Origin of the sequence: Burkholderia sp. Leaf177 (assembly GCF_001424345.1) — a bacterium.
GTDB lineage: Bacteria > Pseudomonadota > Gammaproteobacteria > Burkholderiales > Burkholderiaceae > Caballeronia.
This window is the reverse complement of the sequence record NZ_LMPF01000024.1, coordinates 399,629-414,188: the sequence shown is the minus strand read 5'-3', so window position 1 is coordinate 414,188 and position 14,560 is coordinate 399,629. Positions and strand designations below refer to the sequence as shown.

The 14,560-nt window shown below is 58.6% G+C and carries 16 protein-coding genes; 11 read left to right on the top strand and 5 right to left on the bottom strand.

Features of this window, described 5'->3' with window-relative positions; translation table 11 throughout:
- Positions 1-94 precede the first annotated feature (94 nt).
- On the top strand, positions 95-379 hold the full coding sequence (locus ASG35_RS26295; protein WP_082508618.1) for a hypothetical protein: 285 nt from the start codon (positions 95-97) through the stop codon (positions 377-379).
- A 119-nt stretch (positions 380-498) separates the two neighbouring features.
- Complete coding sequence (locus ASG35_RS26290) at positions 499-825, top strand: hypothetical protein (protein ID WP_056364497.1); 327 nt, start codon at positions 499-501, stop codon at positions 823-825.
- Positions 826-917: 92 nt separating this feature from the next.
- Here ASG35_RS26290 and ASG35_RS26285 read toward each other — a convergent pair whose 3' ends face one another.
- Complete coding sequence (locus tag ASG35_RS26285) at positions 918-1,289, bottom strand: H-NS histone family protein (protein WP_442854866.1); 372 nt, start codon at positions 1,287-1,289, stop codon at positions 918-920.
- Between the two features lie 430 nt (positions 1,290-1,719).
- Between ASG35_RS26285 and ASG35_RS26280 the strand changes: the two genes are divergently transcribed.
- Positions 1,720-1,929: a hypothetical protein gene (locus ASG35_RS26280; RefSeq protein ID WP_056364494.1), complete on the top strand. Its 210-nt coding sequence runs from the start codon at positions 1,720-1,722 to the stop codon at positions 1,927-1,929.
- A gap of 60 nt (positions 1,930-1,989) precedes the next feature.
- Here ASG35_RS26280 and ASG35_RS26275 read toward each other — a convergent pair whose 3' ends face one another.
- On the bottom strand, positions 1,990-2,451 hold the full coding sequence (locus tag ASG35_RS26275) for a DUF2934 domain-containing protein (protein ID WP_056364492.1): 462 nt from the start codon (positions 2,449-2,451) through the stop codon (positions 1,990-1,992).
- A gap of 235 nt (positions 2,452-2,686) precedes the next feature.
- Between ASG35_RS26275 and ASG35_RS26270 the strand changes: the two genes are divergently transcribed.
- Together ASG35_RS26270 and ASG35_RS26265 are read left to right on the top strand one after the other, a co-directional pair.
- Positions 2,687-4,699: a bifunctional DedA family/phosphatase PAP2 family protein gene (locus ASG35_RS26270; protein ID WP_056364490.1), complete on the top strand. Its 2,013-nt coding sequence runs from the start codon at positions 2,687-2,689 to the stop codon at positions 4,697-4,699.
- Between the two features lie 50 nt (positions 4,700-4,749).
- Positions 4,750-5,724 (top strand): VTT domain-containing protein, encoded by a 975-nt coding sequence (locus ASG35_RS26265; RefSeq protein WP_056364487.1) that lies wholly within the window; start codon positions 4,750-4,752, stop codon positions 5,722-5,724.
- Positions 5,725-5,981: 257 nt separating this feature from the next.
- On the opposite strand, the gene ASG35_RS26260 is transcribed toward ASG35_RS26265, so the two are convergent.
- Positions 5,982-6,773, bottom strand: a complete 792-nt coding sequence (locus ASG35_RS26260; protein ID WP_056364709.1) for an IclR family transcriptional regulator — start codon at positions 6,771-6,773, stop codon at positions 5,982-5,984.
- A gap of 218 nt (positions 6,774-6,991) precedes the next feature.
- Here ASG35_RS26260 and ASG35_RS26255 point away from each other — a divergent pair, with 218 nt between their 5' ends.
- The 6 genes from ASG35_RS26255 to ASG35_RS26230 are packed head-to-tail and all read left to right on the top strand — an operon-like array spanning position 6,992 to position 12,776.
- The gene (locus ASG35_RS26255) at positions 6,992-8,056 is read left to right on the top strand and encodes an ABC transporter ATP-binding protein (protein ID WP_056364706.1); all 1,065 of its coding nucleotides are present in this window, start codon (positions 6,992-6,994) and stop codon (positions 8,054-8,056) included.
- Between the two features lie 36 nt (positions 8,057-8,092).
- Positions 8,093-9,424 (top strand): ABC transporter substrate-binding protein, encoded by a 1,332-nt coding sequence (locus ASG35_RS26250; protein WP_056364485.1) that lies wholly within the window; start codon positions 8,093-8,095, stop codon positions 9,422-9,424.
- Positions 9,425-9,452: 28 nt separating this feature from the next.
- On the top strand, positions 9,453-10,394 hold the full coding sequence (locus tag ASG35_RS26245; RefSeq protein WP_056364483.1) for a carbohydrate ABC transporter permease: 942 nt from the start codon (positions 9,453-9,455) through the stop codon (positions 10,392-10,394).
- A 13-nt stretch (positions 10,395-10,407) separates the two neighbouring features.
- Positions 10,408-11,259, top strand: a complete 852-nt coding sequence (locus ASG35_RS26240) for a carbohydrate ABC transporter permease (protein WP_442854869.1) — start codon at positions 10,408-10,410, stop codon at positions 11,257-11,259.
- Between the two features lie 36 nt (positions 11,260-11,295).
- The gene (locus ASG35_RS26235; RefSeq protein WP_056364479.1) at positions 11,296-12,414 is read left to right on the top strand and encodes a mandelate racemase/muconate lactonizing enzyme family protein; all 1,119 of its coding nucleotides are present in this window, start codon (positions 11,296-11,298) and stop codon (positions 12,412-12,414) included.
- Positions 12,415-12,416: 2 nt separating this feature from the next.
- Positions 12,417-12,776 carry an L-rhamnose mutarotase gene (locus tag ASG35_RS26230; RefSeq protein WP_056364477.1) on the top strand — a complete coding sequence of 120 codons (360 nt, stop codon included), beginning with the start codon at positions 12,417-12,419 and terminating at the stop codon, positions 12,774-12,776.
- Positions 12,777-13,150: 374 nt separating this feature from the next.
- Here the strand turns inward: ASG35_RS26230 and ASG35_RS26225 are convergent, their stop codons facing one another.
- Entirely contained in the window at positions 13,151-13,426 is a 276-nt protein-coding gene (locus tag ASG35_RS26225) for a hypothetical protein (RefSeq protein WP_056364475.1), read from the bottom strand.
- A 162-nt stretch (positions 13,427-13,588) separates the two neighbouring features.
- Complete coding sequence (locus ASG35_RS26220) at positions 13,589-14,452, bottom strand: LysR family transcriptional regulator (protein WP_056364473.1); 864 nt, start codon at positions 14,450-14,452, stop codon at positions 13,589-13,591.
- Positions 14,453-14,560: the final 108 nt, after the last annotated feature.

Genomic DNA, 14,560 nt, shown 5'->3' with positions numbered 1-14,560 from the left:
GCTCGAATCTCCTCGATGCATCCAGCGCCCAGGATGCCACGTATATAGCTCTGACGCGACGCAATTTCGCACTCGCGCCTTAAGGAGAACATCCATGAAAAAGGCAATGCTGAAAGTTGTGGTGGCGGGCGTTTCGGTCGCTTCGCTGTGTGCGTCGGCGGTTGTTTTTGCACAAGGCGGCGGCAATGGGCAGGGCGGCACGGGCGGCGGAAACGCACATAGCGCGGCCACTGCCGGCATGACGCATTGGGGCGATCCGGTATCGGGTTCGAATAGCCTCACGTCCAGCACCACACAAAATCCGCGCATGGACAAAACCACCAGCATGGACGCCATGGCGCCTAACGACACAATGGCCGGATCCAAGACAGTGCAGTAATAAAGGCATCTGATAATCACCGATCGGCATCAAAGTGGCACCGTAATCCAAGGACACAATTGCGCTTGAACTAAGCAACGCTATTCGGTTCCTACTTAAGAAGCACGGGAGACGATCAAATGCTCAAGTCAATTGTTTTAGTGGCAAGCCTGGCCATGCTAGGCGGCTGCGTAGCCGTACCGGGTTACGGCTACGGTTATGGTCAGCCTTACGATCCTGGCTACGCAGCGCCGGCTTACTATGGTTATGCGCCCGGATACAGCAGCGTTTATATCGGCGGCGGCTGGGGCGGTGGCGGCCGATACTACGATCATGGTCACGGCGGTTACTGGAATGGCCACGATCACGGCGGCGGATACGGCCACGGTGGCGGTCACGGCGGCCAATGGTCCGGTGGTGGACACGGAGGCGGCGGCGGTGGTCATGGTGGCGGCGGACATCGATAGAAACGGAAGTCAGTCTGACCAACCTTCAGATATCGAAATCGCCGCTCCTTTGTTCGCTAAGAACGCGGCTAGACCTGGTCAGGCTGCAAGCATCAAGCAGCCGACAATTCCGCAGAACTATCATTGGACGTCGGATTAATCACACCGTTTGCTTTTGCAACCGATGATTTCCGCGACACCCTCTTTGTCATTGCACGCTTGCCTTTAGCGCTTTTAACGCTGGCATGAACGATCTTCAACGCAGAGCTTTTGCGCGACGCATCCATGGTCGTGCCACTCTCGGCGCTGCCATCGATCAAGAATTTCGAGCGATCCTTGACGTCTTTGATCCACATTGGCGGGCGGGCCCATCCGCTCCACGTAGCGCCCGTTTTCGGATCACGATACTTCGCAGGCAGCTTTCCGTTGCTGACAGTTTTCTTTTTGCCGGATTGTCCAGCCTTCGGTTTTGCCGATGAACCCACGGGACGTCCCCGCCGTTTAACCGGCGTCGCGTTATGCGCTTTCAAGTCGGCAGTCGTAAGACCGTGCGTTTCCATCAGCTTGCGAATTTGATTGAGAATCGATTGATTGCGCTTTGCGATCAGCGTTTCTTCCTGTGCCTGAAGCTTCTTTAGCTTGGCCTGAATTTGTTCGAGTGTCGGCATTTTGGGTTCCTTAACAAGTAATTTTCCGCACTATGCCACGCACCAGGTCATTGCGGAAGTAACCCAAACTGTCTTGATAATAAATGCCGTTTTATCCGCTTATTTGTTTCAATTATTTGCAGATACACGATGCTTCACATACGCGGATCGATCGCCCGCGCGTTGCTGAAACGAATACTATTTTTTGAATTCAACGATGGCGACACAGCAGCGATCCTCTCTCAGAGAGATCGCTGCTAATTGCTAATTGCTCAATGCCGATGTGCTGGCGGCCGATGATGCGGCGGCGGCCGATGATGGTGATGTCGTGGCGGCGGCACGGGCCGGCAACGCCGCACGTAATGTCCGTGAACCCAAACGCGGCGGCATTCCTGGCGAGGCCGCGCGCTTGCTTCGGTTGGCACAATCGCACTTGCAGCCGCGATTAACAAAACTGCAGCTAAAACCCTACGCATGAATTCTCCATAAAGCGCACCGAACTTATCGCCGATAAACATTCCGGCTTGAATGTTGTTGTTTATTTCTTGGGCGCTTTCGCCGCGACTTTGGCAGTCTTGGACGCCGCTTTCGGTGCCGCTGGATCAGAAGGTTTTGCGTCAGAAGCGGGCTTGGCTTTCGCCGCGCTTTTCTTTGCGGGTTTAGCCGCCAATTCAGCTACTGCTTTCGGTTTCTTTTCGGCGGCGTCCGAATCCGAAGCCTTGGACTTGGCCGCTTTCCTGGCCACCGGTTTGCTTGCTGCCTTCTTAGGCTTAGCCTTTGAAACCTCGGCCTCAGCCGTGTCAGCCGCCGTTGCCTTCGATTTGGATCGCGTCGTCTTTTTGGCTGGCTTGTCGCTTGAACCTTCTGCCGACGTCTCGCGTTCCAGGAGCTCGCGCGCTTTTTGCCAATATTCGTCCGAGCGTCCGTGCGGACGGCCATCTGCTTCCCACAGATGATATGCGTGCAGACGAAGCCGTTCTTCCAGGGATTTGTTTTCCATTCAATTAACCGTGACGGATTATTCGTGCGTTTATGTTACAGGAGCGGCATTTCGCTTGCGTGATGTTTCGCTTGAGCAAAGGCCATTCCATGCAAGGACATTTTTTCTGGGTCGTCGCAAATGGCCGCTTATTTAATGTCAGAGTTACCGCGTGGCGTCGATCAAATCGATACACAACGCCCGCAAACCCGAACAGCCGTAGAATCCGACAAAACCGAGGGGTCCGGAGACGCAGATGGAGCATGCCTATTTCAAGTTGCTGCATGTCCTTGCAGGCCATCCGGGCTGGGCGCTGACCGTTGTCGTCCTCGCATCGTTTTTCGAATCGATAGCGTTCATTGGAACCTTCATTCCCGGCAGCACCGCGATGTTCGTGGCCGGCGCGCTGGTCGGCACGGGCGTGCTCAACCTGGGCTGGGTCTTCGCGTGCGCCATCGCGGGTGCGGTTGCGGGAGACGCCGCCAGCTACTGGTTCGGATGCCGCTACAAGGACAGCATCGCGCAGTTGCGGCCGTTTCGAACGCATCCGGGCATGCTCGCGGCCGGCCAGCGCTACTTCGAAAAACACGGCGCAAAAAGCGTGATCTTCGCGAGGTTCATCGCGCCATTGCGAGCGGTCGTGCCCGTGGTCGCGGGCATGCTCGGCATGCCGTCAACGCGCTTTCTCGCAATCAACATTCTCTCGGCGCTGATCTGGGCGCCTTTGCATATTCTGCCGGGCGTTGTTTTTGGGGCATCGGTGGAACTCGCCGGCGCCGTGTCGTTCCGGCTCGTCGTCCTGCTCGCGATCGCGGTCGCGGTGACGTGGCTCACGTTCAAGCTCACCACGCTGCTCGTGTCTCACGCGCGCGCCTGGACGGACGCGTCGCGGCGCAACGTGCTGGCCTGGGCGCGTCGCCATGACCGTGGTTTCGCGGGACGCGTGGTCCTCGGCGTGCTGGATCCGAAGCATCAGGCGGCAGCGCTCATCGCTGTGATCTCGGTGTTGCTGCTGGTATCGGCGAGCGTGTTTTTTTCCACCTTGCACGATGTATCGCACGGCGATCCGCTGGTCCAGGTCGATGTATCCGTGTACCGGTTCTTGCAGGCGTTCCGGTCGTCATGGGGCGACGCCGTGCTTGCCGTGTTCGCGACGCTGGGAAGCGTCCCCACGCTCGGCGCACTGACCGTTCTCGTGGTCGTCTGGATGGCGATCGAAAACCGATGGCGCACCGTGGCGTACTGGCTGAGCGCCGTCGCGTTTTCGCAGTTGCTGATCCTCGCCATCCAGATTACGACCGCGCGTCCGCTGCCAGGCGGATTCGCGTCCGGGCTGCGCGCGTTTCCGAGCAATCACGTGGCGGCGAGCGTGGTCATCTATGGATTCCTCTCGTTCCTGATCGCGCGTCGCGTGGGAATGGTGGCGCGAATCCTGACCGCGATGACCACGCTCGCCATCCTGTTTTCGGTTGCGTTCGCCGGCGTGTATTTCGGCCACTTCACGTTCTCCGATGCCGTAGGCGGCGCCGCGCTGGCCGCAACGTGGGTCTTCCTGATCGCGCTGACCGCTGTCTGGCGATATCCCGCGAAACCTCCGGCGCGCCCGGCAATGCCTGTTGTCGTCCTGGCGCTGGTTGGCGTGAGCGTCGTGCTGCAATCCGGTGCAAGCATTCAGGCGACGGCGCACGAGTCCGGTCCCGCGCCAACGAAGGTCACGGCAATGCAATGGACCGATACCGTGTGGCGGACCTTTTCTTGCTATCGATCCAGCATGGACGGCGACCGTCGTGAACCGATCACCATTCAGTGGAGCGCAACGGCCGCGCAGATCAGCGCGCAGTTGAAGGGTCGTGGCTGGACGGAGGGCACGCATTTATCGGCGCGCAGCGTGTTGTCGCTGGTGTCGCCAAACGCAACGGCAACCGAGTTGCCCGTGCTGCCGCGATTGAACAACGGCGAACCGTCGGCGCTGGTTTTCACGCGGGCGCATATGAGCGCCGACGAGCGCGATGTCCTGCGGTTCTGGCCGACGAACTTCGTGGTCGAGCATCGCGCGGGACAGGCGCCTACGCCGATCTGGCTCGGTGCGCTGGTTCACGAGCGGCTCGTGCGTCCAACGTGGCCGTTCAATGTGTTGCGGCCGGACAAGAGCGTTGCATCGATGATCTCGACGCACGGCGACGGATCACCGTGGCAAGACCTCGAAGTTGCGAGAAGCGCCGGTTGCGGAGGCATTCCGGTGACGCTGGTTGCATCGGATGGACGTTGAACGCGCTCTTGACGGGCGTGCCGTGTAATTGAGGTTTCGGAGGCGGGCACTTGATCCAGATTCCACCGTCGGCAATAAGCACCTGGGGCAGTGCGGTCGTCTTCGTCAATGTGCTTGTGACGCGGCTCGGCGTGCCGTTGCCGATCATCCCCGTCCTGCTGTTCGCGGGCTCGGCGATCGCGGCCGGTCTTCTCGTGTTCTCGCATGTGCTGCTCGCAGCCGTGGTGGCAGCGCTGATTGGCGACTTCGCGTGGTTTTCGGCGGGACGAATTTATGGCGTGCGTCTCACGGACTTTTTCTCGCGCCGCTCGCTTTCCGCCGATGCCAGCATCCGCACCACGCGCAACCTGTTCGAACGCTTCGGCATCGGTATTGTGGCGGTGGCGAAGTTCGTTCCGGGCCTCGCGCTCATCACGCCGCCGTTGATGGGAACCACGATGATTTCGCCTGCCAAGTTCGTTGCGTGGGACGCGGCCGGTACGCTCGTGTGGGCGTCGTTCTGGTTGCTGGGCGGTGCGCTTTTCGAGCAACAACTGGCCATGCTGCTGACGATCGTGCGGCCATACGGGGCGTCCATTCTCGACGTGCTTGCCGCAGCCGCTCTGGTCTACCTGATCTATCGATACGTATTGCGCTTGCGTATCAGGCGATGGCTGCGCCGCCGGGTCGTCACGGCACGAAAGCTCAACATCATGATGAGATCGGGCTCGCCGCCATTGATTATCGATGCACGCAAGCAGGCCGATCGCAACGCGCAGAGCGTCCGGATTCCGGGCGCGAGATTGCTGGATCCTGACTCGCCGGGAAGCGTTGATACGTCGCTTCGGTCGAGCGTGATTGTTGTCTATTGTTCCCGTTCCAACGATGCCACCGCGCGAAGAGTCTGCCGCCGGCTGCGCGCGAAAGGCTTCGTGAATGTCCGGGCGCTGTATGGCGGCCTCGACGAATGGATTAAACGCGGTTATGCCGTCGAACCGTTGCCGCCTGATTTCGAAGCGATGGATTTGCTGATGGCGCGGTCTTGATCGAGCGACTACCACCCTCTCTATCCATACCTATGCGGGGATGCGCCGGGAGTTCGACCGTGGCTAAATAAGCTCAACGATGCACGGGGACAAACTGACATCAGCTCGGTCAGCGTCGGAGTATCGGGGAGTAGTAAGTCCGAGGGGAGAGGTGGCGTGTGCCGGCGGTTGGACGTGGCGAGACGTCCGGTCGTCGGCGGCGCTGCACGCGTATTCAGTTCCGTCACGGCGCTTCCCCACCAAGCCATGTAAAAAAATCAACTACCGCTTGCGCCCGGTTCCCAGTACACGTTCAAGCCCATCAATTCGGTCAGCGTCTGCGCTGCGGCTTTCATCCGTTCGCCGACTTCGTTCATGGCGGGCACGGGCGCATTGTCGATGCGTTCTATGAACGGCGTCGTCAGCGTGGCGATTGCGTGGCCGGTGCGTCCATACACCGGGTAAGCAAGATTCTTCACACCCCTGACTTGCCGGCTCGGCATGCGCGCATGTCCACGTTCGCGGATCCGCGCAAGGTCGGCGGCGAGCTGCTTTGCATCGACGGGAAGTTCGCCATCTACCGGAACGTGAAGCTTCAGCATGCGCTTGCGTTCGAGTTCCTCCTGGAACGCCATCAGGACCTGGCCGGACGCGGTATCGGTCATGCCGATCAACGTACCCACTTTCAACGAAAATCCGAAACGCTCCGGGCTTTCCACGCCCGCGACAATCAGCACGCGGCCATCCTGATACACGCATAGATGGAACGACTGCCGCACGTCGTTGGCGAGTTGCGTCATTAACGGCAGCGCGGTCGTCACGAGCGATCGAACCGGTTGATGTTTGTGCGCAAGCTGGAACAGCAACAGCGACAACACGTATCGATCGCCCGTTGCCAGAAGATATCCGCGCGTTTCCAGCGTCACGACCATGCGAAAAATTTCCGCTGTCGTGCGTCCGAGCGTCTTGCCGAGATCAGCCAGCGACAAACCCTCCGGATGACCCGCCAGCAACTCGATGATGTCCAGCCCCTTCTCGAGCGCCGGCGCCGAATATCGCGTGTTATCCAAAATTCCTCCCGTGTTTTTGCGTACTTGCGTGGCGTGATTGTAGACCTCCCAAAGCGCCATCTCCGGCCGGAAAAGCGTGCATTCGATCCCCGGGAAAACACCAACATAAATTCATCTATGAAAGACCGTTTTATCTTTAAAATGATTTGCATCAGTGGAAAGTGGTCCGCGAGAACGCAGGATTTGCCTGCGCCGCTCGTCAAAACGAGGTGAAGCCGATGGCTGAAGTGGCATTCAAGCAGGTGCAGAAATCGTTCGGCGCCGTGCAGGTGTTGAAGCAGATCGACCTGACGGTAAAGGACGGCGAGTTCCTCGTGCTCGTGGGGCCGAGCGGCTGCGGCAAGTCGACATTGCTACGCGCGCTCGCCGGACTGGAAGGCGTGACGCAAGGCCGGATTTTGATCGATGGCCGCGTGGTCAACGACCTGCCGCCGAAGGATCGGGACATTGCAATGGTGTTCCAGAACTACGCGCTTTATCCGCATATGAGCGTGCTCGAGAACCTCACGTTCGCGCTGAAGTTGCGCGATCTGAAGCCGGACGAAATCGCGGCGCGCGCCAATCAGGCGGCGACCATTCTCGGGCTTCAGGATTTGCTTGGACGTTATCCGCGGCATTTGTCGGGCGGTCAGCGGCAACGCGTGGCAATGGGCCGCGCGATCGTGCGCGACCCGAAGGTGTTTCTCTTCGATGAACCCTTGTCCAATCTCGACGCCAAGCTGCGCGTGCAGATGCGCGCCGAGATCAAGGCGCTGCATCAACGGCTTCGCGCAACCACGGTGTACGTGACGCACGACCAGATTGAAGCCATGACCATGGCGGATCGAATTGTCGTGCTCAACGGCGGCGTGATCGAGCAGATCGGCGCGCCGCTCGAACTCTACGACGACCCGGACAACCTGTTCGTAGCGAGTTTTATTGGCTCGCCTTCAATGAATTTCTTTAAAGGCAAATACGAATTGCAAACCGGCGGCGCGCGTGTGCGTATCGGCGATTTCGCTTTGCAAGTGCCCGTGGTCAACGCTCGCGAAGGACAGGATGTCACGGTCGGCGTGCGCCCCGAACATCTTCTTGTTGCAGACCACGGCGGCCTTCCGTTCAACGTTGACGTCGTGGAACCGACGGGTGCATCGACTGAATTATTCGGCTCGGTCGCGGGCCAACGTTGCTGCGTGATCGTGAACGGACGCTTGCCGCTTCAGCCCGCACAAAACGTCCGGCTCGCCGCGGAACTGGACAACACCCTGATCTTCGATACCGACACCAGCCGCAGGCTGCGTTGAGATCCAAGCGAAGACATATAACAAAGGAGATGCATCATGCGCCACGATTCGATAAAAACCGCAGTGAAGGTCGCGGTATCCATGCTCGCGCTGGCGGGTTTGGTCGCGACGACCGGAGCACGCGCCGATAACGAATACAAAGGCTATACGCTGCGCGTGAAGCTGATTGGCGGCGTGCAATACGAAGCACTTTATACGCGCATTCCGCTATGGGAAAAGGAGACCGGCGCGAAGGTGGAAATCATCTCGCGCAAGAGTCACTTCGAGCTGGATCGTGAGTTGAAGCAGGACATTGCTTCGCAGCATATCGACTATTGCGTGTCGTCGAATCATACGAATTTCTCGGCGCAATATCCGATCTTCCGCGATCTCAAGGGTTTGTTCCCGGCGACGTATCTTTCGGCATTCGCGCCTGCGTTGTTGAAGCAATCCGAGGTCAAAGGTCAGCTCGTTCAGATTCCGCGATCAACGGACATAGAAGCGCTTTATTACAACAAGACCGCTTACGCCGATCCCGCGAATCGCGATGCTTACAAGAAGAAATTCGGACAGGATCTTGCGCCGCCGAAAAACTTCGCCGAGTTCACGCAACAGGCCACGTTCTTTACCAAGGCGCCGAACTTCTACGGCACGCAATTCCCCGGCAAGGACGAAGCGCTGACGGGCACGTTCTATTCGCTGCTGGTGGCAAACGGCGGCCAGTTACTCGACGCAAAAATGAAGCCGACATTCAACTCGCCGGCCGGCGTGAAGACGCTCGATTGGTTCGTGAATCTCTACAAAACAGGCGTGGTTCCGAAGGGCGTTCCGAGCTACGTCTGGGATGATCTCGGCAACAACTTCGCGTCGGGCAAGGTCGCGCTCGATCTCGACTGGCCAGGGTTTGCATCGTTTTATAACGACCCGAAAACGTCCAAGCTCGCAGGAAACGTAGGCGTGGTTCGCGCACCGCTGGGCGCGGCCAACAAGCGGCCGGGCTGGTCGGGTTCGCATAGCTTTTCGATCACCAAGGTGTGCGCACGTCCCGAAGTCGCCGCGAGCTTTATCCAGTTTTTGACGAGCAAGGATTCGCAACTCGTTGAAGCGCGGCTCGGCTCCATTCCTTCGCGCGTGGATGCACAGCAGGCCATCGTGCAGGAGTTCAAGACCAAGGACGATCACTTCATGGCGGACGCGGTCGCAACGTTCAGCCAGGCCGCGAAGGAAGATTCGTTCACGCCGCCGCGCATCGCGCAATGGAACGAAATCTCCAATGCGTTGTGGCCGGAATTGCAGAAGGCGATCATCGGCGACGAAACCTCGCAGCAAGCACTCGACAAAGCCGCGAAGAAAGTCACCGACATCATGCAGGACGCAGCCGACCAGTAACGCTCGACCAAACATCATCAGGCTTTCGATGCAATCCAACACGCCTTATTCGATCGGCGGCGAGCCCGCTCTTGCAACACCGCGCTGGCGCATTCCGCTGCCGATCAAATTGCTTTTGCCCGCGTTCCTCGCGGTGGGTCTGGTGGTCGTGCTGCCGCTGTTGTTCTCGTTCTATACGAGCTTCACGGCTTATCGTCTGACCGATCCCGACACGCTTTCGCACTGGATCGGCTGGCGCAACTACGAGCGCGCGTTTGCGAACGGAGACTTCTGGGCGGCATTCGGCCGCACCATTCTGTTCCTCACGGTCGCGCTGAATCTCGAATTGTTGCTCGGTCTCGGCGTTGCGCTGCTGCTGAATCAAGTAACGAAAGGGCAACGCGCGTTGCGCACGGTGATGATGTTTCCAATGATGTTCTCGCCCGTGCTCGTCGGCTTTCAGTTCAAGTTCATGCTCAACGACAGCACCGGCATTGTGAACAACCTGATGCAGACGTTGTTCGGCGCGAAGTCCGCATTCCCTTTTCTTGTCGATGCCAACTCCGCGCTTGCGTCGCTGATCGCGGCGGAGGTCTGGAACTCCACGCCGATCTTCGCGGTAATCCTGCTCGCAGGTTTGATGGCGTTGCCGAAGGACCCAATAGAAGCATCGAAAGTCGATGGCTGCACGTCCTGGCAAACCTTCCGCTTCGTCACGCTGCCGTACCTGATGCCGTTCATTTATATATCGATGACGATTCGTTCACTCGATGTCGGCCGCGCTTACGACATCGTGCGCATCATGACGAACGGCGGTCCGGGCGGACGCACCGAATTGCTCTGGACGATGGTCGGACGCATTGCCTACGACGATTCACGCATGGGTTATGCAAACGCGATTGCGTATGTCTCGGTGCTCGTCTCGATCCTCTTCACGCTGTACTTTTTCCGCAAGCTGAGCGGCGCGCGGAAACACATGGGGCCTGCCTGACATCATGAGCGATATGGCAATCAAGGGCGCATTCATGCGCAAGTCGGCGATGTGGTTTGGCGTGTTCATTGTCATGGCGATCATTTGCCTGCCCGGGCTTTGGGTCGTGCTCAATGCGTTCAGGTCGAACGTCGCGATCCTCTCGAATCAATCGCCGCTGGTGGGTTCGAGCTACACACTCGATAACTTCAAGAGCATGTTCGGCTACGGGCAAATGGCGTCTTTGCCCATCAGCCAGTACTTCGTCAATTCCGTGATCATCTCGTGCGTCAGCACGGTCGCCGCGCTCGCTGTAGGCGTGCTCGGCGGCTACGCCTTCGCGCGTTTCGACTTCAAGCACAAGAAGATCATGTTCGTCACGCTGATGCTGACGCGCGCCATTCCGGGCATTGCGTTGTCGTTGCCTATCTTCATGCTCTGGGCCTGGACCGGTCTGCTCGATACTCGCATTGGCGTGATCCTGGTTTATCTGGCAATGAACGTGCCGTTCACCGTCTGGCTGATCGATGGCTTTTTCCGCGAAGTGCCAATCGAATTGTCGCAAGCCGCGCAAATCGATGGATGCAACCGCTGGCAAGCGTTCTGGCGCATTGAGTTGCCGTTGGCGAAAAGCGGGATTGCATCGGCGGGAATCTTCGCGTTCCTGACAAGCTGGAACGAGTTCGCGCTCGCCACGCAATTGTGCCGAAGCCCCGATACCAAAACGCTGCCGGTCGGCCTGATGGACTTCACCGCGCAGTTTTCCGTGGACTGGGCCGGCATGTGTGCAATGGCCGTGATCATCATCATTCCGGCGATCGTGCTCACGTTCATCGTGCAGAAACACTTGATCGCGGGACTGACGCTCGGCGGCGTGAAGGGTTGAACGAATCGGTTGAATCAAGCTTTAAAGGAACAGGAAATGGCAACTATCGATACCGTCGACATCCGTCAGGTCGATCTTCAACCCAAGGTCAAACGCACGGACGCGATCCAGTCGTTTGTCGTGCAGGAAACGGTGCTCGTCACGCTTCATTGCAGCGATGGCAGCACGGGCACGGGTTACACGTACACCATCGGCACGGGCGGGTCGTCGATTGTCGCGTTGCTGAACGATCATCTCGTGCCGCGCTTGATTGGACGCAATCCAGCCGAGTACGAAGCCATCTGGCGCGACCTGTTTTTCCACACGCACGCAACGGCGGTCGGCGCGATCACGAGCCTGGCGCTCGCCGCAATCGATACCGCCTTGTGGGACCGCAACACGCGCGTGGCGAACGTGCCGCTTTGGATTGCCGCGGGCGGCGCGAAACCGCGCACGCGCACGTATTCCACCGAGGGCGGCTGGCTGCATTTATCGGCGCAAGAACTCGTCGATCAAACCATCCAGGCGCGCGATGCCGGTTTTCATGGCGCGAAGATCAAGGTCGGCCGGCCTCATCTGGCGGAAGACATGCGCCGGCTCACAGCCGTGCGGGAAGCCATGGGCGACGATTTCGAGATCATGGTCGATGCCAACCAGGGCTTCACCTTGTCCGAAGCCATTCGCCGCGCAAATGCATATGAACCGCTGCGTCTCGCGTGGCTCGAAGAACCCATGCCTGCCGAGAATATCGCGGCGCATCAGCGTCTGAACGCGGCGAGTTCAACGCCTGTTGCCGTCGGTGAATCGATGTATCACCCGGGGCAGTTCGGCGACTATCTGAAAGCCGATGCATGTTCGATCGTGCAGGCGGACGTGGCGCGCATTGGCGGGATTACGCCGTGGCTGAAGGTCGCGCATCTCGCGGAAACCATGAACGTTTCCATCTGCCCGCACTTTTTGATGGAGTTGCATGTGAGCTTGTGCGCGGCTGTTCCGAACGCAACGTGGCTGGAATATATTCCGCAACTCGACTCGTTGACGGGCAAGCAGGTTCAGATCGAGCAAGGCTACGCCGTCGCGCCGATGGAGCCGGGCATTGGTATCGACTGGGACTGGGACGCGATTCAGGGAACGCAACGCACGCACGTTCGTGTGGATGCGCGCGCGGCCGCTTGAAGATGAACGCTCATATTGCGCGCCATTGCCTGATGCTCGATCTGCGCAATGACCCCACGGTCATTGCGCAATACGATGCTTATCACGAAGCCGTCTGGCCTGAAGTGCTGGAAGCGCTGAAGGCGTCGGGGATTGTCGACATGACGATCTGGCGACGCGAAACGCGGCTCGTGATGCTTATTAAAACCGAGCCTGATTTCAGCTTCGACAAACTCGTTGCCGGTCCTGATGTACATCCGCGCGTGACGGAGTGGAACGCGTTGATGGCGAGTTTTCAGCAGCCGTTGCCGAACGCTTCGACCAAAGAATGGCAACCGGCAAAGCTCGCGTTCAACATGCAGACGCAATTGAAGAGACCGTAACGTTCAGGTGACGCGAAGGATCAACGAGAACACTGCGACCGCAAGTCCGACGCCGCCAATAAGACAACCCGCAACCACGCACAATCGCCAGAGCGTTTTCATTTTTCGCGGACCAAAAAAGAAGGCCGCTAGGCGGCCTAAGAGGGGTACTACAGGGGGTCAAGGCACTACGTTAATTTGCCAACCTTAAGTCAACATTAAGCCGCGTTCATTGGATCAACCAACTCCTTACCCAATCTTTTCCTGCAATGAAAAAACCGATGCCGGATGAACGGATAGTTCATCCGGCATCGGTTTTACCGCTTCCTACGTTTTGCGTGAGTCGCGGATGTGAGTCAGTCTGGGAATCGCGAACTGACGCAACTTCATTAAGCTTAGTTATGCGAGTACAGGTTCTGCGTGGTGTTCGCACGAATGCGGCTGCCCGATTGCGAATGCGTGTCTTGCACGCCGCCGTAGGACTTTGCATCGCTTTGAGCTTGTGCGTTTTCAGCAGCAACGGTTTGCGCGCTTTGGCCGCGCTGCGAAGCCGGTGCGCCGACCGTCGGGTTGTACGACGGTGCCGGGCCGTAGCCGCTGCTTGCAAATGCGGGAGCAGCCAAAGCTGCGGAAGTGGCGATCAACAACGTGGCGATAAGGTTCTTTTTCATGATGCGCTCCGATATTCAGTTGTAAGGGGCGCAGTGGCGGTTTGCTCTGCTCACTGCGTCGATGAAATGCAGTGTATACCCCTACTATCGGTTTATTGTGTTCGATAGGCGCAAATCAGTTTTCGGGATAGACGAATAATAAGAGGCCGTAGCTCGATAAAACTAACCGTGAAGCGTCTTGATGATTGCCGCCGTAATCCCGCTTCTTCCGTACGAAGCCCGCTCGATCATCCCGACTGTTCGCAAGATCGGCGGCTGTGCGATCGAAACCAGCCGCAGGGACGGATCCGCCCGCCATTCCGCACGATGCAGTTCCGGCAGCACGGTCACGCCTACATTCTTCCGGACGAGCGCCACGATCGTTTCGATGGAATTCAGTTCCAGATATTCCTTCACTTCCAGCCCGAGCGCCGTCAGCGCCTGATCCACGACCACGCCGGTGCGCACGCGCCGGTCGAACCGCAGGAAACCGTTCGACGCCAATATGCGATGCGCGTCGGTATCGGTAATTTCGCGGCTCACCACCAGCATCAGCGGCTCGGTATAAAGCGGCGTCCATTTCAGCGTGTCGGGCAGCGTCTGATCGGGCCGCGCGACGACCGCCGCGATATCCACTTCGCCTTGCTCGACCATCGCGGTGAGTTCGTCCGATCGCGCCGATAACAACCTCACGTCCAGCCCGGGATGCGCGGTTTTCAGCTGCGCGACGCCCAAAGACAACGCCCCGATCACCGATACCACCGCGCCAATCACGACCGGCCCGTGCATGGAATCGGCGGGCGTGGCTTCGAGTTCATCGAGTAAATCGAGAATCTGCTCGATCTTCGAGCGAATCTCATGGCCTTGGCGGCTCAGCACGACCTGCCTCGCGCTTCGGTCGAAAAGCTGGCGGCCAAGCGCCTGTTCGAGGCCGCGCATCTGCAAGCTCACGGCCGCTTGCGTGAGCGCGACTTTATCGGCGGCGGCAGCGAACGAACCTGAACGCGCGACCGCGCGAAACGTCTTCAGCATCCGGATGGTCGGCATCGGCTTACTCAAGGAAATTTTAAGTGTCGAAAAGAAAGTTTAATATTTCCTGATGCATTGCGCCGCACATAATGAGTGTGAAAGATTCATGTCTTTGCTTCACGTCCC

Excerpts from the sequence above, each read along its gene's own strand:
- ASG35_RS26250 (WP_056364485.1), top strand. The coding sequence starts at position 8,093 with ATGCGCCACGATTCGATAAAAACCGCAGTGAAGGTCGCGGTATCCATG.
- ASG35_RS26240 (WP_442854869.1), top strand. The coding sequence starts at position 10,408 with ATGGCAATCAAGGGCGCATTCATGCGCAAGTCGGCGATGTGGTTTGGC.
- ASG35_RS26245 (WP_056364483.1), top strand. The coding sequence starts at position 9,453 with ATGCAATCCAACACGCCTTATTCGATCGGCGGCGAGCCCGCTCTTGCA.
- ASG35_RS26270 (WP_056364490.1), top strand. The coding sequence starts at position 2,687 with ATGGAGCATGCCTATTTCAAGTTGCTGCATGTCCTTGCAGGCCATCCG.
- ASG35_RS26235 (WP_056364479.1), top strand. The coding sequence starts at position 11,296 with ATGGCAACTATCGATACCGTCGACATCCGTCAGGTCGATCTTCAACCC.
- ASG35_RS26275 (WP_056364492.1), bottom strand. The coding sequence starts at position 2,451 with ATGGAAAACAAATCCCTGGAAGAACGGCTTCGTCTGCACGCATATCAT.
- ASG35_RS26225 (WP_056364475.1), bottom strand. The coding sequence starts at position 13,426 with ATGAAAAAGAACCTTATCGCCACGTTGTTGATCGCCACTTCCGCAGCT.
- ASG35_RS26295 (WP_082508618.1), top strand. The coding sequence starts at position 95 with ATGAAAAAGGCAATGCTGAAAGTTGTGGTGGCGGGCGTTTCGGTCGCT.
- ASG35_RS26220 (WP_056364473.1), bottom strand. The coding sequence starts at position 14,452 with ATGCCGACCATCCGGATGCTGAAGACGTTTCGCGCGGTCGCGCGTTCA.
- ASG35_RS26255 (WP_056364706.1), top strand. The coding sequence starts at position 6,992 with ATGGCTGAAGTGGCATTCAAGCAGGTGCAGAAATCGTTCGGCGCCGTG.
- ASG35_RS26290 (WP_056364497.1), top strand. The coding sequence starts at position 499 with ATGCTCAAGTCAATTGTTTTAGTGGCAAGCCTGGCCATGCTAGGCGGC.
- ASG35_RS26230 (WP_056364477.1), top strand. The coding sequence starts at position 12,417 with ATGAACGCTCATATTGCGCGCCATTGCCTGATGCTCGATCTGCGCAAT.